Consider the following 25,189-nt stretch of genomic DNA (forward strand, 5'->3'; position numbering starts at 1 on the left):
GGCACCGCCGGCTCAGCCGATTTCGCGCAGCGCCGCCCGCAGTCCGGCGCCAAGGCGCGCCCAGCCCGGCTCGTCCGGCGGCAGACCGAAGCGCAGGCTCGCCGGTTCGTCGAACAGCCGTACCAGGATGCCGCGACGGGCGAGCGACTCGTGCAGGGCGGCAGCGCGCGGGTGGGCAAGCCACTTGAACAGCGCGGGGCCCGACGGAGTGCCGAGGCCGGTCGCGTAGAGCAATTGCGCCAGCCGGGCGCCCTCTCCGGCGAGGCGCAGCCGCGCCTGCCGCTGCCATTCGCGGTCGGCCAGGGCATGGCGCGCCGCGTGGCGTCCCGGTCCGCTGACGGCCCAGGGGCCGAGTGCCGCGGCGAGCTGCAGGCGCAGCGCGGGCGGCGCCAGGACGAAACCCACGCGCGCCCCCGCCAGGCCGAAGAACTTGCCCAGCGAACGCAGCACCACGAGGCCGGGCCGGCCCGCCAGCGGGGCGAGGCTGTCCTCCGGCTCGGCGTCGATGAACGCCTCATCCACGATCAGCCAGCCGCCGCGGCGTGCCAGCCGTGCGTGCCAGTCGAGCAGCACGTCGCGGCCGAAGCGTGTGCCGGTGGGGTTGTTCGGATTGACCAGCACGACGACGTCGCTGGCATCGACGGCCGCGTCCAGTTCCGCCGCGGTGCGGTGGTGCGGTGTGCGCCCGCGCCAGGCATGCGCATGTTCGGCGTAGCCGGGCACGAGCAGGCTGACGTGCCGGCCCGGAATCAGCGCCGGCAGGGCCTGTATGGCCGCTTGCGAGCCGGCGACCGGCAGCAGTTCGCGTGTGCCGAAGTAGCCGGCGGCGGCGTCTTCCAGGCCGTCGTCCTCTTCCGGCAGGCGCTGCCAGGCTTCCGCGGGAAGGGGCGGAACCGGATAGCCGAGCGGGTTGAGGCCGGTGGAGAGGTCGAGCCAGTCGGCCAGCGGGATGCCGTGGCGGGCGGCGGCGCTGCGCAGCCGCCCGCCATGCTCAAGCACCGCCGCCCCCGGGGAACCGGATGGGAACCTGCGGCTCCGCCAGCGCGATCAGGATGGCGATGCCGAGCCACAGCAGCACGCCGCGCCGGACCAAGCTTACTGCGGCGCGGATCGATGCGGCGTCGGGCGGCGCGCCCTCGCCCAGCGGCGGCCGGGTCTCGACGCGCCCGTGATAGATCGCCGTGCCGCCGAGCGCGACACCCAGCGCGCCGGCGCCGGCCGCCATCACCGGCCCGGCGTTGGGGCTGTCCCAGGCCGGCGCTTGGCGGCGCCAGCAGGCCAGCGCGAGCCGGGTGCGGCCCAGCAGCGCGTAGGTGAGCGCGGTCAGGCGGGCGGGCAGGGCGTTGAGGACGTCGTCGATGCGTGCCGCCGCCCAGCCGAAGCGCAGGTAGCGGGGCGTACGATAGCCCCACATCGCGTCGAGCGTGTTCGCCAGGCGGAACAGCAGCGCACCCCAGCCACCGGCGAGGAGGAACCAGAACAGCGCGCCGAAGACCGCGTCGTTGCCGTTTTCGAGCACCGACTCGGTGCCGGCCCGGGCCACGCCGGCGGCATCCAGCGCGGCGGTGTCGCGGCTGACGATCCGGCCGACGCACGTTCGCGCTTGCGCCAGATCACCGGCGGCCAGCGGTGCGGCGATGGCCTCGGCATGCTCCGCCAGGCTGCGGCCGCCGAGTGCGAAGTACAACAGCACGACGTCCACCGGCCAGTGGGCGAGCGGATGTACGGCACGCAGGACCGCCGCGAGGGCGACCCAGGGCAGCACCGCGAGCGTCCATGCCGCCAGGCCGGCCGCCCGGCCTTCGGCGCGCAGCCGCACCAGCCGTTCGACGCCCGCGGCCCAGCGGCCGAAGCCGACCAGCGGATGCAGGCGTCGCGGTTCGCCGAACAGGCGGTCGGCGAGCAGGCCGGCGGCGAGCTTGAACACGAGCAGGGCGAATGCGGACATGGAGGACGGCGTCCCGGGATGGGTGCAAGGCGCCGCGGCGGTGGCCCGCGATCGGCGATAATCGGCGCCCTCGATGGAAAGGCCCCGGATTTTACGCGATGTCCCACGCTTTGACCCTCATGGTGCAGGGCACCACCTCCGACGCCGGCAAGAGCACGCTGGTGGCTGGGCTTGCGCGCGCGCTGCGCCGGCGCGGCCTGCGCGTGGCGCCGTTCAAGCCGCAGAACATGGCGCTCAATTCCGCGGTGACCGCCGACGGCGGCGAGATCGGCCGCGCCCAGGCGCTGCAGGCGCTGGCCGCCGGCGTGGCGCCGCACACCGACTTCAACCCGGTGCTGCTCAAGCCCTCGAGCGACGTCGGCGCGCAGGTCATCATCCACGGCCGCGCGGTCGCCAACCTGTCGGCGCGCGACTACCACGCCTACAAGCCGACCGCGATGGCGGCGGTGATGCAGAGCTGGCATCGGCTGGCCGGTGCCTACGACGCGGTGCTGGTGGAGGGCGCGGGCAGCCCGGCGGAGATCAACCTGCGCGACCGCGACATCGCCAACATGGGCTTCGCCGAGGCCGCCGACGTGCCGGTGGTGCTGGTGGCCGACATCGACCGCGGCGGCGTGTTCGCGCACCTGGTCGGCACGCTGGAGCTGCTGTCGCCTTCGGAGCAGGCGCGCGTGCGGGGCTTCGTGATCAACCGTTTCCGCGGCGACCTCGGGCTGCTGCGGCCGGGACTCGACTGGCTGGAGGCGCGCACCGGGCGGCCGGTGTTCGGCGTGCTGCCCTACCTGCACGGCTTGTTCCTGGATGCGGAGGATGCGGTGGCGGACACGGCTGCCGACGTCGCCGCCGCGGAGGGTGCGCTGCGGGTGGTCGCGCCGGTGTTCCCGCGTATTTCCAACCATACCGATCTCGACGCGCTGCGTCTGCATCCGGCGGTGGATTTCCGCTGGGTCGGGCCCGGCCAGGAGATTCCGCCCGCCGACCTCGTCGTGCTGCCCGGTTCGAAAAGCGTGCAGGCCGACCTCGCCTGGCTGCGCGCGCAGGGCTGGGAGGCGGCGATCCGGCGTCACCTGCGCTACGGCGGCAAGCTCATCGGCATCTGCGGCGGCTTCCAGATGCTGGGGCGGGAAGTCGCAGACCCGCATGGTGTCGAGGGGGCCCCGGGCAGCACGGCCGGGCTGGGCCTGCTCGACATGCGCACCGTGCTCGAGCGCGAGAAGCGGCTCGACAACGTGCGCGGCCACCTGACGCTGGAGGGCGAGCCCGGCGTGGCGGGCTACGAGATCCACATGGGCGTGTCCAGCGGGCCGGCGACCGAGGAAGCGCCTGCGGCGGTGCTGCAGTGCGCCGACGGCGGCGTGCGCACCGACGGCGCGCGCTCGGCGGACGACCAGATCCTCGGCACCTACGTCCATGGCCTGTTCGACGCGCCCGCGGCGCTGGCCGCCCTGCTGGCATGGGCGGGCGGGCAGGCGGCCGCGCCGGTCGATCTGGCGGCGCGGCGCGAGGCCGATCTCGATCGCCTGGCCGACGCGGTCGAAGCACACGTCGATCTGCACGCCCTGTTCGGCGGCAGGCTGCGGCCGTGAGCCATCGCTGCCGCCGGCAGGCAGGCCCCATCCGGTTCGGCGGGGCGCGGCGAGAATTCCGTGTGCGTCCGACCGGCAAGATTACAATTCGGTTATGAACACGATCCCCGATCGTCCGCATGGCGCCGAGGCGTCGCCGCTGGGCCGCGCAGTGGCCTATCGCGACACCTACGCGCCCGAACTCCTGTTCCCGATCGACCGCCAGCTCAAGCGCGCGGAACTCGGCCTGCAGGCAGGGGCGCTGCCTTTCGTCGGCGAAGACCTGTGGAATGCCTACGAGCTGTCCTGGCTCGATCCGCGCGGCAAGCCGGTAGTGGCGCTGGGACGCTTCCGCGTGCCGGCGTCGACGCCGCGCCTGGTGGAATCGAAGTCGCTCAAGCTCTATCTGAATTCCTTCAACCAGCAGCGTTTTGCCTCGGCCGACGGGGTGCGGGACGCGATCGCGCGCGACCTCTCCGCCGCGGCGGGCGGCACGGTGGCGGTCGATGTGGTGCCGCTGGCGCTGCGGCCGCAGCGTCTTGCCGCGTATCCGGAGGGCGTCTGCCTGGATACGCTGGACATCGACATCGACACTTACCAGCCCGAACCGGCCTTCCTGCGCGTCGCCGACGATGGCGGCGAGGTCGGCGAGACCCTGTATTCGCACCTGCTGAAGTCCAATTGCCTGGTGACCGGGCAGCCCGACTGGGGCATGCTGGTCGTGCGCTACCGCGGCCGGCCCATCGACCGCGCAGGGCTGTTGCGCTACATCGTGTCCTTCCGCGGGCACAACGAGTTCCACGAGCAGTGCGTCGAGCGCGTGTTCTGCGACATCCTCGCGCGCTGCCGGCTGGCGGAACTGGCGGTGTGGGCGCGCTACACGCGGCGCGGCGGGCTCGACATCAACCCCTTCCGCGCCACTCATGCCGGACTGCGTGCCGGCGAAGAGATGGAAGTGCGGCAATAGCCGCGGCCCCTGTCCCGCGGGAATCCATGTCCTGTCCTGTTCCTCCGCGTGTTTTGCAAGTGACGTTGCCGATCGGCGGCGACGATGCGGAAAACCCGCGTCTCGCCCTGCTGCAGGGGCATGCCGGTGCGGCGGTGTGGGACATGCCCGTACCTGCTGCCGGCCGCGTCGATCCCGCCGGTCCCGCGTCGTGGTCGCCGGGCTTTGCCCGCGTGCTGGGCTACCCGCCGGGGCAGCGGCTGGCCGGGAGGGTGGACAACCTCGCCCGCCTGCTGCATCCGGACGACCGCTCGGCGACGCTGGAAGCGCTCGGCGAATACATGCGCAGCGGCGAGGGCGGCTTCGCGGCCGAGTGCCGGCTGCGCTGCCACGACGGCTATTACCGCTGGTTCCGGCTCACCGCGGATGCGCAGCATGATGCCGACGGGCGGGTATCCTGGATCGGCGGAGCGCTGACCGACATCCACGAACTCGTCGCCAGCCGCCGCGCGCTTGCCCGGGCGGACGGGCTGCGTTCGCTCAACCGGTTCCACGACCACGCCGCCCGGCTGGCGAACGCGGTCGCGCGCATGCGGCTGGACGGGCTCGACGAGGGCGTGCTGAACTGCCTGCGCATCCTCGGCAGCTATCTCGAGGCCGACCGGGCCTATCTGTTCCGCGTCGACACTGCGCAGAAGGCGTGGGTGGTCACCCACGAATGGTGCGCCGAAGGCATCGTGCCGCGGCCCTGCAAACCCCGGGACATGCCTTTCGGGCTGTTCCCCGGTCTGTGCGACAGCCTGCGCCAGGGACAGGGGATGGCCATCGGCGGAGCGGGCGATCTCGCCCGCCTGAGCCCCGCGGCGCAGGCATACCTGGAGGCGCAGAGCGTGCACGCGATGCTGATCCATCCGGTGTGCGCAGACGGCGAGCTGCTGGGTTTCGTCGGCTTCGACGACACCCGCCGCGAACGCCAGTTCTCCGATACCGACCGCGCGCTGCTGGCCCTGGCGGCCGAGAACCTGTCGGCCCTGATGATGCGCCACCGCCACTACCAGCGCGAACAGGAGGCGCGCCGCGCGCTCGAGCGGGTCAACCACCAGCTCGTCGAGGCGCTGGCCGAGGTCGAACGGCTGGCGCGCCACGACGCGCTGACCGGCCTGTTCAACCGCGGCTGGCTGGATCAGGCGCTGAAGGCGGAGGCCAGGCGTTTCCGGCGGGCACCGTACCCGCTGTCCGTCATCCTGATCGACATCGATCACTTCAAGCAGATCAACGACACCCGCGGCCACGACGCCGGAGACCGCGTGCTGATCGCGATCGCCGCCGCCCTGCGGCGGGAGGTGCGGGGAGGCGACAGCGCCGGCCGCTGGGGCGGGGAGGAGTTCCTCGTCATCGCGCCCGACACGCCGCGCGATGCCGCGCTGCAGCTTGCCGAACGCCTGCGTGCGGCGATCGCCGGCCTGAGGCTCGCGTGCCCGGCCACCGCCAGTTTCGGCGTCGCCGAACTGCAGGCGGGCGAGAGCATCAGCCGCCTCCTGATACGGGCCGACCGCGCCCTCTACCGGGCCAAGCAGGAAGGCCGCGACCGCGTCTGCGGTGCACCGCCGGATGCAGGCACGGACGGTATCCGGGCGCGGCAGGGCCGTGTTTCTGATGCAAATTAAATCTATCGTCGGTGCTGTTGCAAACCTGCAATAAAGTTGTTTCCGGCGACATTCCGGCGTAGGAAAATGCCCCTGCGTGGGTTAACATCCCGCCAGTTTCAACCGCCCTACATCCATGAGGTAAGGACCATGAAAGTGTTCGTTGCTGCCGCGGTTGCCGCGGGTCTTCTGTCGGCCGCTCCGGCCTTTGCCAACGCCGACCTCGCCAAGGCCAAGAACTGCCTTGCCTGTCATGCGGTGGACAAGAAGCTGGTGGGCCCGGCGTACAAGGACGTCGCTGCCAAGTACGCCGGTCAGAAGGAAGCCGCCGCGGCGCTGGCGACCAAGATCCAGAAGGGCGGCGTGGGCGTGTGGGGCCAGATCCCGATGCCGCCCAACCCGCAGGTGAGCGAGGCCGAGGCCAAGACGCTGGCTGCCTGGATCCTGTCGCAGAAGTAATTCCCGCCCGGCGTATTCCACATGACGTATTCCGCCTGACGTATTCCACATGACTCCGGCCTTCCGCGCTGCGTGAAGGCCGGGCGCATGCCCGGCGGCCCGAGGGGCCGGCATCGTATGATGCCGGCCCCGTTCGTTTGCGGCGCTGCGCACCGGGTGCGCGGTACCGTCCTAGTGTGTGGAGTGGGACGGGACCTGCCTGAGCCAGGCTTCGGCTTCGTGCGCCGTGCCCGGCCGGGCGAACAGGTAGCCCTGCATGACGTCGCAGCCCAGGGCACGCAAGGCGTCGGCCTGCTCCTGACGCTCCACGCCCTCGGCGATGATCTGCAGGTTGAATCCGCGGGCGATGCCGGTGATGGCGGAGATGATGGGGTTGGTCAGCGCCACGTCCAGTTCGCGGATGAAGCTGCGGTCGATCTTCAGCGTGCTGACCGGGAACTTCTGCAGGTAGGCGAGCGCGGAGTAGCCCGTGCCGAAGTCGTCGATCGCCACGCCGATGCCGGCTTCGCGCAACTGGCGCACCTTGGTGGCGACGCCGGCGCTGTCGTTCATCATCATGCTCTCGGTGATCTCGAGTTCGACCTGGCCGGCCGGCAGGCCGTGCTGCGACAGGCAGCCGACGATGGAGCGCACGACGTCGCGGTGGTCGAAGTCGTGCGGCGACAGGTTGATGGACAGCTTGACGTCCGTGTGTCCGGAGCGGCGCCAACGGGCCAGTTGGGCACAGGCGGTGTCGAGGACCCAGCGGCTGATGTCGCCGATCAGCCCCACCTCTTCCGCCACCGGGATGAAGGACGAAGGCGGCACCAGCCCGAGTTGCGGATGATTCCAGCGCAGCAGCGCCTCCAGGCCGATCACCCGCTGCTGCGACAGGCTGATCTGCGGTTGATAGAAGAGTTCGAGTTCCCCGCGCTCGAGCGCCTGGTGCAGGTCGTTCTCGAGGGCGATGCGCTCGCGGTGATGCGTGTTGAGCTTGGGGTCGAAGAAGCGGAAGGCATTCTTCCCGGAGCGCTTGACCTGGTACATCGCGATGTCGGCGTGGCGGGTCAGGTCTTCGGCCGTGTTGCCGTCGCGCGGATACAGCGCGATGCCGATGCTCACCGTGGCGCGGAAGTCGCCCTGGCTGAGCTTGATCGGCTCGCCGAGGGTGGCGACGATCTTGCGCGCGATCGTCTCGGCGTCCTCGGGCTGGTTGATGTCGGGCAGCAGCACGGTGAATTCGTCGCCGCCCAGCCGCGCCAGGGTGTCGCCGCGGCGCAGGCCGGAGGACAGGCGGGAGGCGATGGCGCGCAGCAGCAGGTCGCCCTCGGCATGGCCGTAGGTGTCGTTGACCAGCTTGAAGCGGTCGACGTCGACGAACATCACCGCCAGCGCGCCGGTCCGCCGCTGGGCCTGGGCGATCGCCAGTTCCAGGCGGTCCTTGAACAGCACGCGGTTCGGCAGGTGGGTGAGCTGGTCGTGGTAAGCCTGGAACGAGATGATCTCCTCGGCGCGCTTGCGCTCCGAGATGTCGCGCGCCACGCCGTACAGCCCCACGACGCGGCGTTCGCCCTGCTGGCTGATCATCGGGATGCCGGTCAGCGACACGGTGACGCTGTCCGCCTCGACCGGGGAGGGTTCGCCGCGATTGCGGCGCAGGCGCAGCTCGACGCTGAAGCTCTCGCCCGGCATCGTGCTCGGCAGGCTCAACAGGCCACAGATGCGGTCCACGTCCTCGGGCATGACCAGCGTGGTGAACGGACGCCGCATCAGCGCGCCGCGCTCGAAGCCGAGCAACTGCCTCACCCGCGGATTGATGTAGCTGAAACGGCCTTCCGCATCCAGCGTGAAGATCAGGTCGGGCGAACTCTCCACCAGGTAGCGGTGCAGCTTCTCGGATGCCTTCAGGCGCTGCTCCATCGCCCGGTTGGCCTTCTCCAGGGCGGCCTTGTGCAGGGCGCTCTCGACGGCGCGCTGCAACTGGGCGATGTGGTAGGGCTTGCGGACGTAGTCGTCGGCGCCGCGGCGCAGCGCGCCGATCACCGCGTCGACGTCGTTCTCGCCGCTGATGATGATGACCGCCTCCTCCCGCAACTGCTCGACCAGCCAGTCGAGCAGCACGAGGCCGGTGCCGTCCGGCAGGCGGTAGTCGAGTAGGATGAGGTCGTAGGCCCGTTCCGACAGGAACGCGATGCCGTCGGCCACCGTACCGCAGGCGTCGAAGTTGCGGCATGGCTTGGCGAGTACCTGCGTGAACGTCGCCCGCAGCGACGCATCATCGTCGACGATCAGGATGCGGACCGCTGGTTCCTGCTGCTGCCCGGGTGCACCGCTGGACGTTGCGTTGAAGGGTTGCTCACCCGGGATGGCCATCGCTCCACGCTCGATTCGGGATTCAAGATTGTGCGGTTACATAATGCAACACTCAGCCGGATTGATCCAGCGGCACAAGGATCTGGAAGCTGGTGCCGCTGCCCGGCTGGCTGCGGCACACGATGGACGCCTTCCATTGCGCGAGGATGTCGCGCACCACGCTGAGGCCCAGCCCCTGATGGCCGCCGCCCTTGGTGCTCGGGCGCGGCGAGAACAGGTCGGCGAGGCGGTCCGGCGGCAGGCCGGGGCCGTTGTCGGCCACCCGGATCTCGACGTGGGCGCGTCCGTTCAGGATGACCTCGCCCATCACCGACACCACCAGCCGCTTGCCCGGCTGGAGTGCCTCGGAGGCATTGCGGAACAGGTTCAGCAGGACCTGCTTGAGGGCCGACGCAGGCATGGCCGCGGGCGGGACGTCCCGCGCCGCGCGCAGCTCGAACCCGATGCCGTGCTGTGCGAACAGCGGATCGCCATAGACCGCGCGCATCTCGAGCAGCAGGTCGGTGACGCGGCAGATCGGTATCTCGGCGGCGCCCACCGGCAGATCCGCGGCGCGGCGCAGCAGGTTGTCGATGCGTTCGAGTTCTGCGTTCAGCAACAGCATCTCGTCCTGCAGCGGACTGTCGTCGGCGTGCTGCTGTCCGAGCAGGTCGAGCCGGTTCTTGATCACCGTCAGCGGGTTCGTGGCCTCGTGCGCGATCTTGCGGACATGCTCGCGGAACTGCTGCTGCAGCGCCGCTTCCCGCGTCGCGACGTCGGTCAGGCGGCGTTGCGACGAACGGATGGCGCGTGCCGCCGCACCCAGCAGGGCAGCCGACAGGCTGCGGAGCGCCGCGGCGGCACGCTCGGCGCTTTCCGGCAGGACGGCGGTCGCCGTGTAGCCCGCGGCCGGCAGCGGCAGGCAGTCGAAGCCGCGCTGTCCCAGCCAGCGCGCGACGTGCCAGTCGGCCGTGCTGCGGCGCGGCGTCGCGCCTGTGTAGGCGTGGCTGGAAGGCTGGCCGGAACGCGCCGACAGCGCGATGCAACTGCGTTCGTCGTCGAGGCGCAGGTCGAGTTCGTCGAAGAGCGCGGCGGTGGAGCCGGGGGGGCCGGGCAGCAGCGACCGCAGCAGGCCGCTCTCGTCGGCGGCGAGCAGGATGGGTTCGATGGCGAGGCCAAAGAAAGGCGAGCCGATGGCGAGGCGGTCGGCGATCTGCCCGGCTTCGAGGTCGGCGAAGGCGGCGTTGAGCAGGCCGGCGATGGCGGCTTCGCGGAAGGGATTGTCCGCCGCTGCGATCAGCGCCCCTTCGCCGCCGCTGGCATGGGCCGGCAGCGGGTAGGCGGCGTGGCCCGACACAATGTAGGCGACGTCGGTGCGCAGGCTGGCGATGCTGGCGGCGGTGAGCCCGGTCAGGGCCGCGACCTCTGCGGTGCGAGCCTGCCAGTCATCGTCGGCGAGCAGTTGCGCGGCGTGCAGCAGCCGCACGAGCGGATGGGCGTCCTGCAGTTGTTCCGCGAGCGTGATGCCGAGTTCCAGGGCGTCGCACACCGCTTCGGACAGCCCGCAGGCGTGGACGATCCGCGTGAATTCCTGCCGCCGGTCGGCCTTCTGCAGCGTTCCGTCCTCGGCGGCACCGTTCGGGTGCCCGGTGCGGACCTGTTCGGCCAGATGGCGCCACAGGGCGCCCAGGTAGGCTTCATCGGGGCGCGGGTAGCGCGTTTCGAGCGCGAGGTGCAGCGCGCATTCGCCGCGCAGCAGCGCCATGCCGCCGTCGCCGCCGGGGGCGGACGGCATGCGTCCGACGCCGAGCATCCAGGCACGCAGCAGGTCGGGGCCCAGGCGTTCGAGCCGTCGTCGCAGGACGGCGTTCAGGCCCTCGCCGTCGAGTTCGCCCGGGGCCAGCGGCCCCGCGGTGAGCAGCGCGAGGCACAGCACCGGATCGCGTGCCGCGACCAGCGCGACTTCCGGCCAGTTCGGCGAGGTGGCCGCGAGCAGGCGCACGATGGTCGCGCAGCCATCGGGCATCGGTGATGCATCGAGCTCACAGTATGCGGCAGGGACCATGGGACGCGTGGCGGCAGAGAGGACGGGTGGAGCGCGTCGATTCTAGCGGGCGGAAGTGTCACGGCGCGTGACCGAGTGCGCAGCGTTGCGCGCGTCGCCGTCAAGCCTGCAGGCTGTCGGCGAAGCCCAGTGCGGCCAGTTGCGCGCGATTGATCTTTTGTGCTTCCAGATGGAGTTCCTGCCCCGCCTTCGCCAGCGCGGTGCCGTCGAAGCTCTCGCACGACTGCGCGAGCCGGAGGAAGGGCGCGAATTCGCCCTGCTGGTGGAGCAGTGCCTCGGTGACGTTGTTCGGCAGGTTCATCTCGTCGAGCAGGTTCTGCATCGAGGTGCCCAGCAGCAGGTTGAGCAGCGAGAACGCGCCGGTGATGAAGAGGTTGTCGCGCTCGGCCTTGTCGAAGAAATCGCCGCCCGCTTCCTCCATGAAGCGGCCGCGCGCGATGGCCGTCTGCATCATCGCCGGGGCGCTGGGGTCGCGGCTGGCGGTGACCAGCAGCAGCGACAGCCATTTGTTCAGGTTGGTGTAGCCGAGGATGCTGACCGCGTGGCGGAAGGACTGGATCTCGCACATCAGGCCGAAGCCGGCGGAGTTGATGTAGCGCAGCAGCTTGTAGGACAGCGCCACGTCCTGCTTGAGCACCGCCTCGATGTCGCGGATCTCGCCGTTGTTGCGCACCAGGTTGAGCAGCCGCACGATCTGCGCATGCCCCGGCGACAGCGCCTTGGCGGGCGGGTTGCCGCGCAGGAAGAACCAGCCCGAGGCGCCGGCGTAGCCCGCCGCCACCGCGTCGCGGAAGGCGCCGACGTCGCCCAGGCCCCACGCCATCGCCAGGCCCGGCGCGTCGGCCGGCGCCGGCTGCCGGCGGGCGTCCATCAGCACGAAGCGCCAGTCCATGCCCGGCGGCAGCGCGCTGCCCGGCGCATACCAGGTGAGGCACATGCTGGTGCCGGCCGCCTGCAGCTCGGGGAGCAGGGCCCGGGTCTGCGGATGGGCCAGCGCCTGTACCGGGATCTCGACCACGGCGTTGTCCGGCGGCCGCCAGGCCAGCAGGTCGGGCGTGGGGATCAGCCGTCCGAAGCTCACGAACACCGGATGGTGCTTCGGCCATACGTCGGCGAGGCCGTCGAGCGTCTCCACCACGGCGCCGATGTTCGGCCCGTGCGCGATCAGCCGGTTGGCGGTGATCGCGCGGTTCTTGTTCACCACGGGCTCGCGGGTCAGCAGGACGGTCTGGGGCATGCGGGTTTCGCCTTGGGCTCAGTTCGTCGGGGCGGCGAAGGTGAAGGCGTCGGCGAAGAACTGCCCCTCGGGCAGGCCGCGCGTGCGGGTGAAGCTGTCGCGTGCGGCGTCCACCATCGCAGGCGAGCCGCAGGCATAGACCTCGTGGCCCGACAGGTCGGGGAGATCGTCCAGCACCGCCTGATGCACCAGGCCGCGGCGCCCGGTCCATGCGTCCTCCGGAAGGATTTCGGACAAGACCGGCACATAGGTGAAGCCCGGGAGAGAGTCCTGCCAGGCGCGGGCGAGTTCGTCCAGATACAGGCCCGCACGGTCGCGCGACCCCCAGTACAGGGTCATTGGGCGCGACATGCCGGTGTGCCGGGCGTGCTCGACGATGGCCTTGATCGGCGCAAAACCGGTGCCGCCGGCCAGCAGCAGCACCGGGCGCGCCGACTCTTCGCGCAGCCAGAAGCCGCCGAGCGGCCCTTCGAAGCGCAGGATGTCCTTCTCCTTCATCGCGTCGAACACCTGCGCGGTGAAGCGGCCGCCGTCGATGCGGCGCACGTGCAGTTCGATGTGGCCGGCGTCGTGCGGCGCGTTGGCGATCGAGAAGCTGCGGCGCCGGCCGTCGGCGAGCAGGACGTCGATGTACTGGCCGGCGCGGAACTGGAAGGACTCGCTCGCCGGCAGCTTCAGGTCGATCAGCATCACGTCGGGGGCAAGCCGCTGCAGCCTTTGCACGCGGCAGGGCAGCTTCTTCACCGGAACGTCGCCGGCGCGGCTGACGGTGCGCGCCTGCAGCGCCAGGTCCGAACGCGGACGGGCGCAGCAGAACAGCGCATAGCCGGCCTCGCGCTCTTCCTGCGACAGGGTGCCCTCGGTCATGTTGCCGTAGTCGATCTCGCCCGCCAGGACCTTGCCCTTGCAGGCGCCGCAGGCACCGTCGCGGCAACTGTGGGGCAGCAGCAGGCCGGCGGCGAGCGCGGCCTCGAGAATGGTTTCGTCCGCGTCGGCGCGGAAGTGGTGGTTGCCAGGCTGGAGTGAAATCTCGTACGACATGGGGCGTGAGACAATTCGCAAATGAGACGGATCCTGATCATCGGCAGCGGCGACGTGGCCGCCCGGGCACTGCCCTGGCTGACGCGGCGCTTCAAGGTGTTCGCCCTGGTGCGCCGCACGGAGGACGCGGCAGCGCTGCGGGCAGCGGGTGCGGTGCCCGTCGTCGCGGACCTCGACGACAGACGCAGCCTGTGGAAGCTGGCCGGCATCGCCGACGCCGTCCTGCACCTTGCACCGCCGCCGGCGCAGGGGGAGGGCGATCCGCGCACCAAGGCCGTGCTGGCCGCGCTCGGAACCCGCGGCAGTCTACCACAGACCCTCGTATACATAAGTACGACAGGGGTTTACGGCGATTGCGGCGGTGCGCTGGTGGACGAGACGCGGCCATGCCGTCCGCAAAGCGCCCGGGCCCGCAGGCGGGTGGCGGCCGAGCGTCTCGTGCGCGGCTTCGGGCGCCGCAGCGGGGCGCGGACCGGGGTGCTGCGCGTGCCCGGCATCTACGCCGCCGACCGTCTGCCGCTCGAGCGCCTGCGCCGCGGCGACCCGGTGCTGGCGCCCGGCGACGACGTGCATACCAGCCACATCCATGCCGACGATCTGGCACGCCTGGCCTGCGCCGCACTGTTCCGCGCCCGCGGCGGCCGGGCGTGGAACGCGGCCGATGACACGCGGCTGAAGATGGGCGACTATTTCGACCTCGTGGCCGACGCCTTCGGCCTGCCCCGTCCGCCGCGCCTGGCCCGCGCAGAGATCGCCGGCCGTCTGCCGCCGACGGTGCTGTCGTTCATGGCCGAGTCCCGCAGGGTCGACAACCGGCGCATGAAGCGGGAATTGCGTACGCCGCTGCGGCATCCCACGGTGGCCGACGGCATCCGCGACGCGCTGGCGCGCCGCGGCGTGGGCTGAGGCGCCGCGCGCCGTCCCAGGCTTTCATCCATACAGGAGCTGCAACTTCATGCTGGTTCTCAAATCGCTGCACATCATCTTCGTCGTGAGCTGGTTCGCCGGCCTCTTCTACCTGCCGCGCCTGTTCGTCAATCATGCGATGGTGAGCGACGCGGCGACCATCGAGCGGCTGGCGATGATGGAGCGCAAGCTCTACCGCTTCGTCACGCCGATTGGCATCCTGGCGGTCGTGCTCGGCCTGTGGCTGTGGTTCGGCTACGGCTTTGCCGGCGGCTGGCTGCATGCGAAGACGGCGCTGGTCGTGCTGCTGATCGCCTACCACCTCTACTGCGGCAAGCTCATGCGCGACTTCGCCGCCGGCCGCAACACCAGGAGCCACGTCTGGTTCCGGGTGTTCAACGAGATCCCGGTGGTCGTCCTGTTCGCCGTCGTGTTCCTGGCCGTGCTGAAGCCCTTCTGAGTCAGCCGCCGCGCGCCAGTTGCGACGGCGGCGCGAGCAGCCAGCGGCGGACCTCGCTCGCGGGCATCGGTTCGGCGAAGAAGTAGCCCTGCGCGACGTCGCAGTGGTGCCCGGCGAGAAACTCGAGCTGCGCCGCGGTCTCGACGCCTTCGGCAACCACCGTCATCTCCAGCCCGTGCGCCAGGGCGATGGTTCCGCGCACGATCGCGGCATCGTCGCCGCCGGTGGCGATCTCGCCGACGAAGCTCTTGTCGATCTTCAGTTCGGTGATCGGAAAGCGCTTCAGGTACGACAGCGACGAATAGCCGGTGCCGAAATCGTCCACCGCCACCCCGACGCCGATGCGGTTCACGCTGTCGAGCAGGGTGGCGACGAAGTCGACGTTGTGCATCGTGGTGGATTCCGTCAGCTCGATCTTCAGCAGGCCGGGGTCGATCCGGCTGCAGGCCAGCGCGCTCCGTATGGCCTCGACCACGCCCATGTCGGAGCACTGGCGTGCCGACACGTTGACGGCCAGCGGCACCGGCTGCAGGCCTTCGGCCGACCAGCGCGCGACCTGCTCCGCCGCCTCGTGCAGCGCCCATTCGCCGATGGAGCGGATGACGCCGCATTCCTCCGCCGCCGGGATGAAGGTCGCGGGGGTGACGAGGCCGGCGCCCGGTTTGCGCCAGCGGATCAGGGATTCCAGGCCGACCAGGCGGTTGCCGTGGATGTCCACCTGGGGCTGGAAGAACAGCTCGAACTCGCGATTGGCCAGCGCATGGCGCAGGGCGCCCTCCATCTTCAGGCGGTCGCGCGACCAGGTGTTCATGTCGGCGGCGTAGAAGGTGAAGTTTCCGCCGCCTTCCATCTTGCCGCGGTACATCGCCTTGTCGGCCATCGACAGCAGGGTCTCGGCGTCGTCGCTGTCCTGCGGGCCGAGGCCGACGCCGATGCTGCACGAGGCCACGAGGCTGGTGCCGTCGTCGGTTTCGATCTCGCGGTCCAGCACTTCGACGATCTTGCCGGCGATGCTGGCCACCGCATTGCGCTCGGTGACGTTGTCCAGCAGCACGATGAACTCGTCGCCGCCCCAGCGCGATACGGTGTCGCCGGCGCGCACCGACGCCTCCAGGCGTTGCGCCACGACCTTCAGCACGTGGTCGCCCCAGTTGTGGCCGAGGCTGTCGTTGATGCGCTTGAAGCGGTCGAGGTCGACGAACAGCAGCGCCACCAGGCTGTCCTTGCGCTTCGCCTGCGTCAGCGCCTGGCGCAGGCGGTCGAGCAGCAGGGTGCGGTTGGGCAGGCCGGTGAGCGGATCATGGGTGGCTTCGTACAGCAGGCGGGCGGTGAAGGCGACCGTTTCGGTGACGTCGTTGAAAGCCAGGACCGCGCCTGCGCCGCCGTCGCCGATCGGCGTGAGGGTGACGCGCAGCGAACACGGCGCGCCATCGGGACGGCGCCACTCCAGCGGTTCGGACAGGCGCAGCGTCCCGTGTCCGCGCAGGCAGTCGGCGAGCAGCCGGTCGATCTCGGTGGCGGCGGAGCAGAATCCGGCGAGGAAGCCGGCGGCGGCCTGCCCCTGGACCCGGTCCAGGCCGATGCCGGCCAGCTTCTCGGCGACTTCGTTCATCAGCACGATGCGTCCGGCGCCGTCCACGGTGATCACGGCATCGGCAATCGAGCGCAGGGTAGCCTCGGCGCCGAGGCGGGCGCGCAGCAGCGACCCCCGCGTCTGCTTCAGGTACAGCGCGAACCACAGCAGATGGCCGAGGACGAAGCTCGCCGTCGCGGCGGCAGGCGGCACCCAGACGCGCGTGGAATACAGGATGACGCCGCTCGCCACCAGCGGGGCGAGCGCGAAGGCGCTGCCCGCGATGGCGCCGCGCAGTCCGAGCAGAGGATGGACGGCGAGCGGCAGCGCGAGCATCAGCAGCGTGAAGACCGCTGCCGTGGCAGGTGCTGCGCTGCGATAGACATGGCCGCTGCGCGCGGCGTCGAAGGCGCGTGCGTGGAACTCCACTGCGGGCATCGGCGAAGCATTGCGCGAACCCGGAGTGGCGAGCCCGGCCTCGAGCCCGGCCGCCGTGGTGCCGACGAAGACCGCCTTGCCGCGCAGGCTGGCGGCAAGCTGCGCGTCCCGCAGGAGCGCCAGCGCGGAATAGGTCGGCGGGCGCAGGCTGCGCCCGGGGAAGGGGAGCAGCATCTCGCCGGCGCGCACCCACGACGCGGCGTTGGCCGCCGCCGGAGCGGCCGCCTCCGCCGGTGGCCTTCCGTCCGGCTCTGCCCGGTGCAGCACCGCGAGCGACAGGGCGGGCCATGCGGGGATGCCGGTCCCCGCGCGTTCGAAGGTGCGCCGTGCAAGCGAATCGGCGTCGAGTTCGACGTCCACATGGCCGATGCCCGCGGCCTTTTCGGCCAGCGTGCCGGTGGGCAGCAAATCGCGCACGCCGCGCCCGCCGGGCAGGGTGCCGGGAGCGGTCGCCAGCACCACGTTGCCGGCGCGCTGCATCGCCGCGGCCAGCGCCGCGTCGCCGTCGGCGCTTTCCGGGAACAGCACCGCCATGCCGACCGCAGCCGCCCCGGCGTCGGTCAACCGGTCCAGCACGGCGGCGTGCAGGCCGCGGTGCCACGGCCAGCGCCCGAACGCCGCCAGGCTGGCTTCGTCGATGGCGACGATGGCCGATCGGGGCTCCGGCCCGCCCGGCCGCGCCAGCGGTTCCAGCGCGTCGTAGATGACGAGATCCAGCCGCTGCAGCGGTGCCGGCTGCGTCAGCGCGGCGACTGCGGCGAGCGTGGCGGCGGCCAGCCAGCCGCCGCGTTGCGCCATCGCGTGCGCCAGCCGCCCGTTCGTCATAGCGCGATGAGCAGCACGGGGACGAGGATCAGCAGGGCGCGCCAGTGGCTGTGGGGGATCTCGACCTGCTGCGCCTTGCCCCACGGGCCGGGTGGCGTGTCCGGTGCCAGCGTGCGCACCCGCAGGTGGAGGAGCCCCGGCTCCGGCCGCGGCATCGACAGCCTGGCTTCGTCCGTCACGCGGTCGATCTCCGGCGCGGCGAAGGCGGGGTCGCGGCTGATCTGCACCTGGAAGCGTTCGCCCGGGTTGCCGGCACGCCAGCGCAGTTCCATCGTGTCGCCATCGATTTCCGGCGGCTGCGGCTGCGGGCCGGGCGGGGGCAGCGTGAAGCGCTGCGGGTCGGAGTAGGGGCCGAGGCCCTCGGCATCGGTCTCGACTGCGACGCGCCAGAAATAGACGCTGGGCGCCAGTGGCTGCCCGGCGATCCATTCCGGGCTTTCGAGCCCCTGGGCAACGACCAGCGGCGCGTGGAAATCGCGCTCCGCCGCGAGCTGGAAGTGGTAGCGGGCGGCGTCGCCGCTCCGTGCCCAGCGGAACGCCGGGTGTTCGTCGACCACCCAGCCGTCGCTCGGCGGTTCGTGGAGGAAGGGCGGCTCGGGCCGGGCGTCGATGACGATCTCGCGCTCGGCGTCCAGGCCCTCCAGGCCGCCTTCGCCTATGGCCCGCACCCGCAGGCGGTGGACGCCGTCGGGCAGGTCGCCGGTGCTGAGGACGTGGGCGGTGGGGCCGCTGCGATCGGATTCGGCCGCCGCCGCGCCCGTTGCCGGGAAGATCTGGCTGCGATAGGCGTGCGCACCCGCCACGGCGGGGATCTCGAGCCGCGCGGGGAGCCGTTCGATGCGTGCCGGCAGGGCGTCGAGCACCGGCGCGGGCAGCAGCGGCTGCGCGGCGCCCGGCGCGGCGCCGGCGCGGACGTGCGTCCCCGTGCCGGCGCGCAGCAGCGTGGAGCCCTTGCGGTTCTGCAGCGCGACCGTCCCCTGCAGCGTCTCGTTGCGCATGCCGTCCGCCGCGCTCGCGACGCGGAACCGGGTGCCGCGCACCGCGGCGGTCGCCGCCGGGGCCTGGATGACGAAACGGCCGCCGCTGCCCCGGCTGCCCGCCACCTCGTTCTCCATTTCACCCTGCTGCAGCTCGAACCGGGTCTGCTGCCCCGACGACAAGGTGAGCCGCCGCAGTTCGACGAGGCGCACCACCGTGCCGGGGCCGATCAGCGTGCGGCTGCCGTCGGGGAACTGCAGCGAGACGCTGCCTTCGTCGCCGGTGCGCAGCGTGGCACCGGGCGCCACCGGCATGCCCGCGGCCGCGGCCTGCGCCGGCTCCCCGCCTCGTTCGAGGAAGACGTCGCCGCGCAGGTCGGCGATCTCCGCCTGCCGCGCGGCCGCGCGCATCCAGCCCACCGGGATGCGCAGGGTGGTGCCGGGCTGCATGGCGGTGGCATCGACGATGCGGTTGTATTGCTGGATCCGCGGCCAGTAGACGATGCCTTTCAGGAAGCGCTGCGTCAGGTTCCAGGGGTTGTCGCCGGGCCGCACCACGTAGCGGTAGTCTTCCGCCGTTGCGTTCGGGCTCAGGGCCGAGGCCCACATCGCGACCGTGCCCAGCAGAAATGCCGGAAGGCGCCGATCGTATCTCCTACCGTGACTGGCCGCACCGTGCTGCATCGCGTCGCTCCTCGTCTCCGTTGCCGGACGTGCCGGTTCCGTGCCTCGAGATCCGTCTGCCGGATGGTATGACATCCGGCCGGTGAGCATTATTGTCCCGACAGGGGCGTGCTGGCTACCCGCAGTGAATAGGGCCCGCGTGCGGCCCGCCGATGGATGGCCCTGCTACCTTCCGTCCCCGTGCCCGGTACCGGCCAGCGCCCGGACCAGTTCGTCGGGGGTGTTGAGGTTGAGGAAGGCGGCCGGCTGGTCGTCGAAGCCGACCTCGACCACCCGCAGCCCCTCGCTCCAGCGCTCGACCCGGCGGCCGCCGGCGGCCAGGTATGCGTCGAGATGCGCGACGTGTTCGCGCCGGCACAGGCAGAACACCGGGTGCAGCCGGCCGGCGGTCTTCGCCACCGCGACGTCGGCGCCGGCGCCGGCGCCCTGCCAGGCCGACAACAGGCGCAGGACGAGGTCGCCGGGGAGAAAGGGCGCATCGCAGGGCACGGTGACGACCAGCGGATGGGCGGCGCGGCTCAGCGCGGCGTGCAGGCCGGCGAGCGGTCCGATGTAGCCGGGAATGTCGTCGGCAAAGACCGGGTAGCCGAATGCCTGCCAGGCGGACAGGTTCCGGTTGGCGTTGACGAGCAGTTCGTCGACCTGGGGTGCGAGCCGCGCAAGCACGTGCGCCGCCAGCGGGCGGCCGTCGAACGTCATCAGCCCCTTGTCCACCCCGCCCATGCGCTGCCCCTGCCCGCCGGCGAGCAGCACGCCGGTGATGCGGGGGCGGGGTTTCGTCTGGTCGGTCACGGCGGATCGGCTCCGAAGCGATGTGCGGGCGCGGCGGGCAGGCCGCGTGCGACGCATGATGCCAGAAGTGCGCGCCGGCGGACGCGGCGTGGCGGGCGCCGGAGCGGGGCCGCGGGCGGCGCAGGCTACAATGCGCCCACCAAGACCGGAGCCCGACATGGCCGAAACCTTCTTTTCTCCGTGCCCGCGCGGCCTCGAAGCACTGCTCGCCGACGAACTGCGCGCCCTCGGCGCGGCCGGTGCGGAAGCGGTGCATGGCGGCGTGATGTGGCACGGCGACTGGACGGCATGCTACCGCGCCAATCTCGAAAGCCGGATCGCGACCCGCGTGCTGTGGCAGGTGGCGCGCGGCCGCTACCGTGCCGAGGTCGACATCTACAAGCTCGCCTACGGCGCGACGTGGGCGAAGTGGTTCACCGCCGACGACACCATCCGCATCTACGTCACCGCGCAGAAGTCGCCGCTGAAGAGCCTGGAGTTCATCACGCTGCGCATCAAGGATGCGGTGTGCGACCACTTCCGCACCGTCGCCGGCCGGCGCCCGAGCGTGGACACGGCCGATCCCGCGGTGCGCATCCACGCCTTCCTGACCGCGGATATCGCGACGCTGTACATCGACACCTCGGGCGAGCCGCTGTACAAGCGCGGCTTCAAGCCCGCGGCGGTGGAGGCGCCGCTGAAGGAGAACCTGGCCGCCGGCATCCTGCTCCTCACCGGCTGGCAGCCGGGCGAGCCCCTGCTCGATCCGATGTGCGGCAGCGGCACCTTCCTGCTCGAAGCGGCGCAGATCGCCCTCGACATCGCCCCCGGCCTGGGGCGGCGTTTCGGCTTCGAGCGCCTTCGCCATGCAGACCGCGCGGCCTGGGCGGGCATCCGCCGCGCGGCGGAAGCGCGCCGCCAGGCGCCGCGCGAACTGGCCATCTTCGGCTCGGACATCGTCGGCGAGCAGTTGCGGCGCAGCCGCACCAATCTGGAGGCCGCCGGCCTGGCCGACTGCGTGAGCCTGGAGCGCGCCGACCTGCTTGAACGCACGCCGCCCGCCCCCGCCGGCGTGATGGTGACGAATCCGCCCTACGGCGTGCGCATCGGCGAGGCCGAGGCGCTGGCGGCGCTCTATCCGCGCCTGGGCGACGCGCTCAAGCAGCGCTGGAGCGGCTGGCGCTGCTTCTTCTTCAGCGGCGATCCGGCGCTGCCCAAGCTGATCGGGCTGAAGGCGAGCCGCCGCACGCCGCTGTTCAACGGTGCGCTGGAGTGCCGCCTGCTGGAATACCGCATGGTGGCGGGCAGCATGCGCGACCGCCCGCAGGCTGCGGCGGGCACGGACTCCTGAGGCGCGCTCAGACGATGTCCAGGTTCTGGATGCCGGCGCTCATGTCGCGCTCGCCGTGCCGGCTGTTGAGCTTGATCTGCAAGCGCAGGTCGTTCACCGAGTCGGCATTGCGCAGCGCATCCTCGTAGGTGATGAGTTCGGTCTCGTAGAGTTCGAACAGCGCCTGGTCGAAGGTCTGCATGCCCAGCTCGCGCGAGCGTTTCATGATGTCCTTGATGCTCGGGATGTCGCCCTTGAAGATCAGGTCGGCGATCAGCGGCGAGTTGAGCAGGATCTCCACCGCCGGCACGCGGCCCTTGCGCTCCTTCATCGGCAGCAGGCGCTGCGACACCAGCGCGCGCAGGTTCAGCGACAGGTCCATCAGCAGTTGCTGGCGCCGGTCCTCGGGGAAGAAGTTGATGATGCGGTCGATCGCCTGGTTGGCGCTGTTGGCGTGCAGCGTGGCCAGGCACAGGTGGCCGGTCTCGGCGAAGGCGATCGCGTAGTCCATCGTCTCGCGGTCGCGGATCTCGCCCATCAGGATCACGTCCGGCGCCTGGCGCAGCGTGTTCTTCAGCGCGCTTTCCCAGGAGTCGGTGTCGATACCCAGCTCGCGCTGCGACACGATGCAGTTCTTGTGCGCGTGCACGAACTCGATCGGATCCTCGACGGTGATGATGTGGCCATAGGAGTTCTGGTTGCGGTAATCGACCATCGCCGCCAGCGAGGTCGTCTTGCCCGTGCCGGTGCCGCCGACGAAGATCACCAGCCCGCGCTTGGTCATCGCCACCTCGCTCAGCACCCGCGGCAGGCCCAGTTCCTCGAAGGTCGGGATGCGCTGCGGAATCGTGCGCAGCACCAGTGCGATGCGGCCCTGCTGCACGTAGGCGTTGGCGCGGAAGCGGCCGATGCCCGCCGGCGAGATGGCGAAGTTGCATTCCTTGGTGGCCTCGAACTCGGCCGCCTGGCGATCGTTCATGATCGCGCGCGCCAGTTCCGCCGTGTGCTGGGGCAGCAGCGGCTGGTTGGACTGCGGGACGATGCGGCCGTCGACCTTGATCGCGGGTGGAAAGCCGGCGTTGATGAAGAGGTCCGAGCCGTTCTTCTGCAGCATCAGCCGCAGCAGGTCGTGCATGAACTTGAGGGCCTGGTCGCGTTCCATTTGGGGCTCCTGGCCGCACGGGCGGCCATGCATGTGGTTCGGCGAAGCCGTTCGGGCCTCGCCGCCGGCGTTCAACTGGCGAAATTATCCTTGTTCTGCGCACGCACGCGGGCCTCGGCGGCCGACACCACGTTGCGCCGCACGAGATCGGCCAGGCACTGGTCCAGCGTCTGCATGCCCACGTTCTGGCCGGTCTGGATCGACGAGTACATCTGCGCGATCTTGTTCTCGCGGATCAGGTTGCGGATGGCGGGGGTGCCGATCATGATCTCGTGCGCCGCCACCCGGCCGGCGCCGTCCTTGGTCTTCAGCAGCGTCTGCGAGATCACTGCGCGCAGCGATTCCGACAGCATGGAGCGCACCATGTCCTTTTCCGCCGCCGGGAAGACGTCGACGATGCGGTCGATGGTCTTGGCCGCCGACGAGGTGTGCAGCGTGCCGAACACCAGGTGGCCGGTCTCGGCCGCGGTCAGCGCCAGGCGGATGGTTTCGAGGTCGCGCATTTCGCCCACCAGGATCACGTCCGGGTCCTCGCGCAGCGCGGCGCGCAGCGCGTTGTTGAAGGACATCGTGTCGCGGTGCACCTCGCGCTGGTTGATCAGGCTGCGCTTGGATTCATGCACGAATTCGATCGGGTCCTCGACGGTGAGGATGTGGCCGTATTCGTTCTCGTTGATGTAGTCGACCATCGCCGCCAGCGTGGTCGACTTGCCCGAGCCGGTGGGCCCGGTGACGAGCACGATGCCGCGCGGCTGGTCGGCGATCTCCTTGAAGATCTTCGGGCAGTTGAGTTCCTCGAGCGTCAGCACCTTGGACGGAATGGTCCGGAACACCGCGCCCGCGCCGCGGTTCTGGTTGAACGCATTGACGCGGAAGCGCGCGAGGTTGGGCACCGCGAACGAGAAGTCGCACTCCCAGCTCTCCTCGTACTGCTTGCGCTGCGCATCGTTCATGATGTCGTACACCATGGCGTGCACGTCCTTGTGTTCCATGGGCGGCAGGTTGATGCGGCGCACGTCGCCGTGCACGCGGATCATCGGCGGAAGGCCGGCCGAGAGGTGGAGGTCGGAAGCCTTGTTCTTGACCGCGAAGGCGAGCAGTTCGGTGATGTCCATGTCGGGAGGTCGGGCGGTGGGCGAGGGGAGGTCCTGGGTGCCGATGCTATACTGCCGGCGCTCCGTCCAGCATGAAAATGACCACGGATATATGACATTAATCACTGCCAACCTGCAAGCCGTGCGCGGCCGCATCGTCCGCGCCGCGCAGGCCGCCGGCCGCGATCCCGCATCCGTCGCACTGCTGGCGGTGAGCAAGACCTGGCCCGCCGGGGCGGTGCGCGAGGCGGCCGCGGCCGGCCAGCGCGCCTTCGGCGAGAACTACGTGCAGGAAGGCGCGGACAAGGCCGCGGCGCTTGCCGCGCTGGGGCTCGAATGGCATTTCATCGGCCCCCTGCAGAGCAACAAGACGCGGCCGGTGGCGAACGCCTTCGACTGGGTGCACAGCATCGACCGCCTGAAGATCGCCGAGCGCCTGTCGGCCCAGCGCGACGTGCATCTGCCGCCGCTGAACGTGTGCATCCAGGTCAATGTCAGCGGTGAGGACAGCAAGAGCGGCGTGGCGCCCGGGCAGGCGCGGGAACTGGCTCGCGCGGTGGCCGTGCTGCCGCGGCTGCGGCTGCGGGGCCTGATGTGCATCCCCGAGCCGACCGCCGACGAGGCGCTGCTGCGCAGCCGCTTCGCCGCGCTGCGCACGCTCAAGGAGGCGCTGGCGGCCGACGGGCTGGCGCTCGACACGCTGTCGATGGGCATGTCGCACGACCTCGAGGCGGCGATCGCCGAGGGGGCGACCATCGTGCGTGTGGGCACCGCCATCTTCGGCACCCGCGCGGCGGCCGGCCCGGTGGCGGCGGTCTGATGCCCGCGGCGGCCAGGCCCGGCATGCGGCGGACGGCGGAACGATCCGGACACGAATCCTGAAGGCTGAAAGAGAGATACCCATGAAAATTACCTTCCTCGGCGGCGGCAACATGGCCGCGGCGCTGATCGGCGGCATGGTCGAGCGCGGCTTCGCGGCCGCCGGCCTGCAGGTGGTCGATCTCGGTGCGGAGACGCGCCAGCGCCTGGCGGCCCGCTTCGGCGTGCGCACGGTCGAATCCTTCGACGATGCGGCGCTGGCCTGCGACGCGATCGTGCTGGCGGTCAAGCCGCAGCAGATGCGCGCGGCGCTCGCGCAGCTCGCCGGCCGCCTGTCCGGCCAACTGGTCATCAGCATCGCCGCCGGCCTGCGCATCGCCGACATCGCGCGCTGGCTCGGCGCCGGCGGCGCGCCGTACGCGCGCATCGTGCGCTGCATGCCCAACACGCCGGCCCTGATCGGCGCCGGCGTCACCGGCCTGTATGCCGACCCTTCGGTCGATGCGGCCGGGCGCGAGGCCGCCGCGCGCATCCTGTCGGCGGTCGGCAGCGTGGTGTGGGGCGCCGACGAGGCCGCGATCGACGGCGTCACCGCGGTATCGGGCAGCGGTCCGGCCTACGTGTTCCACTTCATCGAGGCGCTGGAAGCCGCCGGGCGCTCGTTCGGCTTCGACGAACAGACCGCGCGCCGGCTGGCGCTCGACACCGTGACGGGCGCGGCCAGGCTGGCGGCGGCGTCCGACGAGCCGCCCGGCGTGCTGCGCGAACGGGTCACCTCCAAGGGCGGCACCACCGAGGCGGCGCTGGCGAGCCTCGCGGCGGCGGGCTGGCACGACGCCCTCGTCGCCGCGGTGCAGGCGGCCGCGGCGCGCGGCCGCGAGCTTGGCGAGCAGTTGGGCAAGGATTGAGGCG

General features: G+C 71.0%; 20 protein-coding genes. 9 read left to right on the forward strand and 11 right to left on the reverse strand.

The genetic code is table 11. The features are described 5' to 3' along the window. Positions 1 to 12: 12 nt before the first annotated feature. Both cobD and cbiB read right to left on the reverse strand, forming a co-directional pair. Positions 13 to 999 carry a threonine-phosphate decarboxylase CobD gene (gene cobD / locus CCZ27_RS22165; RefSeq protein WP_096451888.1) on the reverse strand — a complete coding sequence of 329 codons (987 nt, stop codon included), beginning with the start codon at positions 997 to 999 and terminating at the stop codon, positions 13 to 15. After that, positions 992 to 1,948 carry an adenosylcobinamide-phosphate synthase CbiB gene (cbiB, locus tag CCZ27_RS22170; RefSeq protein WP_096451890.1) on the reverse strand — a complete coding sequence of 319 codons (957 nt, stop codon included), beginning with the start codon at positions 1,946 to 1,948 and terminating at the stop codon, positions 992 to 994. Before cbiB ends, cobD begins: the two co-directional genes overlap by 8 nt. Before the next feature lie 98 nt (positions 1,949 to 2,046). Here cbiB and CCZ27_RS22175 point away from each other — a divergent pair, with 98 nt between their 5' ends. From CCZ27_RS22175 to CCZ27_RS22190, 4 genes are all read left to right on the forward strand, one after another. Next, positions 2,047 to 3,534 (forward strand): cobyric acid synthase, encoded by a 1,488-nt coding sequence (locus CCZ27_RS22175; protein ID WP_096451892.1) that lies wholly within the window; start codon positions 2,047 to 2,049, stop codon positions 3,532 to 3,534. A 94-nt stretch (positions 3,535 to 3,628) separates the two neighbouring features. Further along, a complete protein-coding gene (queF, locus tag CCZ27_RS22180) occupies positions 3,629 to 4,480 on the forward strand; it encodes an NADPH-dependent 7-cyano-7-deazaguanine reductase QueF (RefSeq protein ID WP_096451894.1) in 852 nt (283 codons plus the stop codon). 59 nt (positions 4,481 to 4,539) lie between these two features. Continuing rightward, positions 4,540 to 6,126 carry a sensor domain-containing diguanylate cyclase gene (locus CCZ27_RS22185; RefSeq protein WP_198363225.1) on the forward strand — a complete coding sequence of 529 codons (1,587 nt, stop codon included), beginning with the start codon at positions 4,540 to 4,542 and terminating at the stop codon, positions 6,124 to 6,126. Between the two features lie 129 nt (positions 6,127 to 6,255). Then, positions 6,256 to 6,564, forward strand: a complete 309-nt coding sequence (locus CCZ27_RS22190; protein WP_096451898.1) for a c-type cytochrome — start codon at positions 6,256 to 6,258, stop codon at positions 6,562 to 6,564. Between the two features lie 171 nt (positions 6,565 to 6,735). Here the strand turns inward: CCZ27_RS22190 and CCZ27_RS22195 are convergent, their stop codons facing one another. The 4 genes from CCZ27_RS22195 to CCZ27_RS22210 all read right to left on the reverse strand — a co-directional run bounded on the left by CCZ27_RS22195 (position 6,736) and on the right by CCZ27_RS22210 (position 13,238). Next, a complete protein-coding gene (locus CCZ27_RS22195) occupies positions 6,736 to 8,916 on the reverse strand; it encodes a putative bifunctional diguanylate cyclase/phosphodiesterase (RefSeq protein WP_096451900.1) in 2,181 nt (726 codons plus the stop codon). A 52-nt stretch (positions 8,917 to 8,968) separates the two neighbouring features. Then, complete coding sequence (locus CCZ27_RS22200) at positions 8,969 to 10,921, reverse strand: ATP-binding protein (RefSeq protein WP_232516498.1); 1,953 nt, start codon at positions 10,919 to 10,921, stop codon at positions 8,969 to 8,971. Between the two features lie 139 nt (positions 10,922 to 11,060). Further along, positions 11,061 to 12,197, reverse strand: coding sequence for an EAL and HDOD domain-containing protein (locus CCZ27_RS22205; RefSeq protein ID WP_096451904.1), 1,137 nt, complete (start codon positions 12,195 to 12,197; stop codon positions 11,061 to 11,063). Positions 12,198 to 12,215: 18 nt separating this feature from the next. Continuing rightward, complete coding sequence (locus CCZ27_RS22210; protein WP_096451906.1) at positions 12,216 to 13,238, reverse strand: CDP-6-deoxy-delta-3,4-glucoseen reductase; 1,023 nt, start codon at positions 13,236 to 13,238, stop codon at positions 12,216 to 12,218. Positions 13,239 to 13,259: 21 nt separating this feature from the next. Here CCZ27_RS22210 and CCZ27_RS22215 point away from each other — a divergent pair, with 21 nt between their 5' ends. Both CCZ27_RS22215 and CCZ27_RS22220 read left to right on the forward strand, forming a co-directional pair. After that, a complete protein-coding gene (locus CCZ27_RS22215) occupies positions 13,260 to 14,144 on the forward strand; it encodes an NAD-dependent epimerase/dehydratase family protein (RefSeq protein ID WP_096451908.1) in 885 nt (294 codons plus the stop codon). A gap of 49 nt (positions 14,145 to 14,193) precedes the next feature. Continuing rightward, a complete protein-coding gene (locus CCZ27_RS22220) occupies positions 14,194 to 14,604 on the forward strand; it encodes a CopD family protein (protein WP_096451910.1) in 411 nt (136 codons plus the stop codon). 1 nt (position 14,605) lies between these two features. Here CCZ27_RS22220 and CCZ27_RS22225 read toward each other — a convergent pair whose 3' ends face one another. The 3 genes from CCZ27_RS22225 to mobA all read right to left on the reverse strand — a co-directional run bounded on the left by CCZ27_RS22225 (position 14,606) and on the right by mobA (position 19,893). Then, positions 14,606 to 17,413 (reverse strand): EAL domain-containing protein, encoded by a 2,808-nt coding sequence (locus tag CCZ27_RS22225; protein WP_232516499.1) that lies wholly within the window; start codon positions 17,411 to 17,413, stop codon positions 14,606 to 14,608. Positions 17,414 to 17,436: 23 nt separating this feature from the next. Beyond that, positions 17,437 to 19,026 carry a FecR family protein gene (locus tag CCZ27_RS22230; protein WP_232516500.1) on the reverse strand — a complete coding sequence of 530 codons (1,590 nt, stop codon included), beginning with the start codon at positions 19,024 to 19,026 and terminating at the stop codon, positions 17,437 to 17,439. A 240-nt stretch (positions 19,027 to 19,266) separates the two neighbouring features. Then, a complete protein-coding gene (mobA, locus tag CCZ27_RS22235) occupies positions 19,267 to 19,893 on the reverse strand; it encodes a molybdenum cofactor guanylyltransferase MobA (RefSeq protein WP_385961532.1) in 627 nt (208 codons plus the stop codon). 157 nt (positions 19,894 to 20,050) lie between these two features. On the opposite strand from mobA, the gene CCZ27_RS22240 reads away from it, so the two are divergent. Further along, positions 20,051 to 21,223, forward strand: coding sequence for a THUMP domain-containing class I SAM-dependent RNA methyltransferase (locus CCZ27_RS22240; protein WP_096451918.1), 1,173 nt, complete (start codon positions 20,051 to 20,053; stop codon positions 21,221 to 21,223). Positions 21,224 to 21,230: 7 nt separating this feature from the next. Here CCZ27_RS22240 and CCZ27_RS22245 read toward each other — a convergent pair whose 3' ends face one another. Next, positions 21,231 to 22,364, reverse strand: coding sequence for a PilT/PilU family type 4a pilus ATPase (locus CCZ27_RS22245; RefSeq protein WP_096451920.1), 1,134 nt, complete (start codon positions 22,362 to 22,364; stop codon positions 21,231 to 21,233). Positions 22,365 to 22,435: 71 nt separating this feature from the next. Beyond that, on the reverse strand, positions 22,436 to 23,479 hold the full coding sequence (locus tag CCZ27_RS22250; protein WP_096451922.1) for a type IV pilus twitching motility protein PilT: 1,044 nt from the start codon (positions 23,477 to 23,479) through the stop codon (positions 22,436 to 22,438). Between the two features lie 91 nt (positions 23,480 to 23,570). On the opposite strand from CCZ27_RS22250, the gene CCZ27_RS22255 reads away from it, so the two are divergent. Further along, positions 23,571 to 24,278 (forward strand): YggS family pyridoxal phosphate-dependent enzyme, encoded by a 708-nt coding sequence (locus CCZ27_RS22255; protein WP_096451924.1) that lies wholly within the window; start codon positions 23,571 to 23,573, stop codon positions 24,276 to 24,278. Positions 24,279 to 24,360: 82 nt separating this feature from the next. Then, positions 24,361 to 25,185, forward strand: coding sequence for a pyrroline-5-carboxylate reductase (gene proC, locus CCZ27_RS22260; protein ID WP_096451926.1), 825 nt, complete (start codon positions 24,361 to 24,363; stop codon positions 25,183 to 25,185). The last annotated feature ends 4 nt before the right edge of the window (positions 25,186 to 25,189 follow it).

The sequence above is a fragment of the Thauera sp. K11 genome (assembly GCF_002354895.1).
Classification (GTDB): domain Bacteria; phylum Pseudomonadota; class Gammaproteobacteria; order Burkholderiales; family Rhodocyclaceae; genus Thauera; species Thauera sinica.

Excerpts from the sequence above, each read along its gene's own strand:
- CCZ27_RS22255 (WP_096451924.1), top strand. The coding sequence starts at position 23,571 with ATGACATTAATCACTGCCAACCTGCAAGCCGTGCGCGGCCGCATCGTC.
- CCZ27_RS22175 (WP_096451892.1), top strand. The coding sequence starts at position 2,047 with ATGTCCCACGCTTTGACCCTCATGGTGCAGGGCACCACCTCCGACGCC.
- CCZ27_RS22205 (WP_096451904.1), bottom strand. The coding sequence starts at position 12,197 with ATGCCCCAGACCGTCCTGCTGACCCGCGAGCCCGTGGTGAACAAGAAC.
- queF (WP_096451894.1), top strand. The coding sequence starts at position 3,629 with ATGAACACGATCCCCGATCGTCCGCATGGCGCCGAGGCGTCGCCGCTG.
- CCZ27_RS22220 (WP_096451910.1), top strand. The coding sequence starts at position 14,194 with ATGCTGGTTCTCAAATCGCTGCACATCATCTTCGTCGTGAGCTGGTTC.
- CCZ27_RS22195 (WP_096451900.1), bottom strand. The coding sequence starts at position 8,916 with ATGGCCATCCCGGGTGAGCAACCCTTCAACGCAACGTCCAGCGGTGCA.
- CCZ27_RS22210 (WP_096451906.1), bottom strand. The coding sequence starts at position 13,238 with ATGTCGTACGAGATTTCACTCCAGCCTGGCAACCACCACTTCCGCGCC.
- CCZ27_RS22230 (WP_232516500.1), bottom strand. The coding sequence starts at position 19,026 with ATGTGGGCCTCGGCCCTGAGCCCGAACGCAACGGCGGAAGACTACCGC.
- CCZ27_RS22200 (WP_232516498.1), bottom strand. The coding sequence starts at position 10,921 with ATGCCCGATGGCTGCGCGACCATCGTGCGCCTGCTCGCGGCCACCTCG.
- CCZ27_RS22215 (WP_096451908.1), top strand. The coding sequence starts at position 13,260 with ATGAGACGGATCCTGATCATCGGCAGCGGCGACGTGGCCGCCCGGGCA.
- CCZ27_RS22225 (WP_232516499.1), bottom strand. The coding sequence starts at position 17,413 with ATGGCGCAACGCGGCGGCTGGCTGGCCGCCGCCACGCTCGCCGCAGTC.
- CCZ27_RS22190 (WP_096451898.1), top strand. The coding sequence starts at position 6,256 with ATGAAAGTGTTCGTTGCTGCCGCGGTTGCCGCGGGTCTTCTGTCGGCC.
- CCZ27_RS22245 (WP_096451920.1), bottom strand. The coding sequence starts at position 22,364 with ATGGAACGCGACCAGGCCCTCAAGTTCATGCACGACCTGCTGCGGCTG.
- CCZ27_RS22240 (WP_096451918.1), top strand. The coding sequence starts at position 20,051 with ATGGCCGAAACCTTCTTTTCTCCGTGCCCGCGCGGCCTCGAAGCACTG.
- CCZ27_RS22250 (WP_096451922.1), bottom strand. The coding sequence starts at position 23,479 with ATGGACATCACCGAACTGCTCGCCTTCGCGGTCAAGAACAAGGCTTCC.
- cbiB (WP_096451890.1), bottom strand. The coding sequence starts at position 1,948 with ATGTCCGCATTCGCCCTGCTCGTGTTCAAGCTCGCCGCCGGCCTGCTC.
- proC (WP_096451926.1), top strand. The coding sequence starts at position 24,361 with ATGAAAATTACCTTCCTCGGCGGCGGCAACATGGCCGCGGCGCTGATC.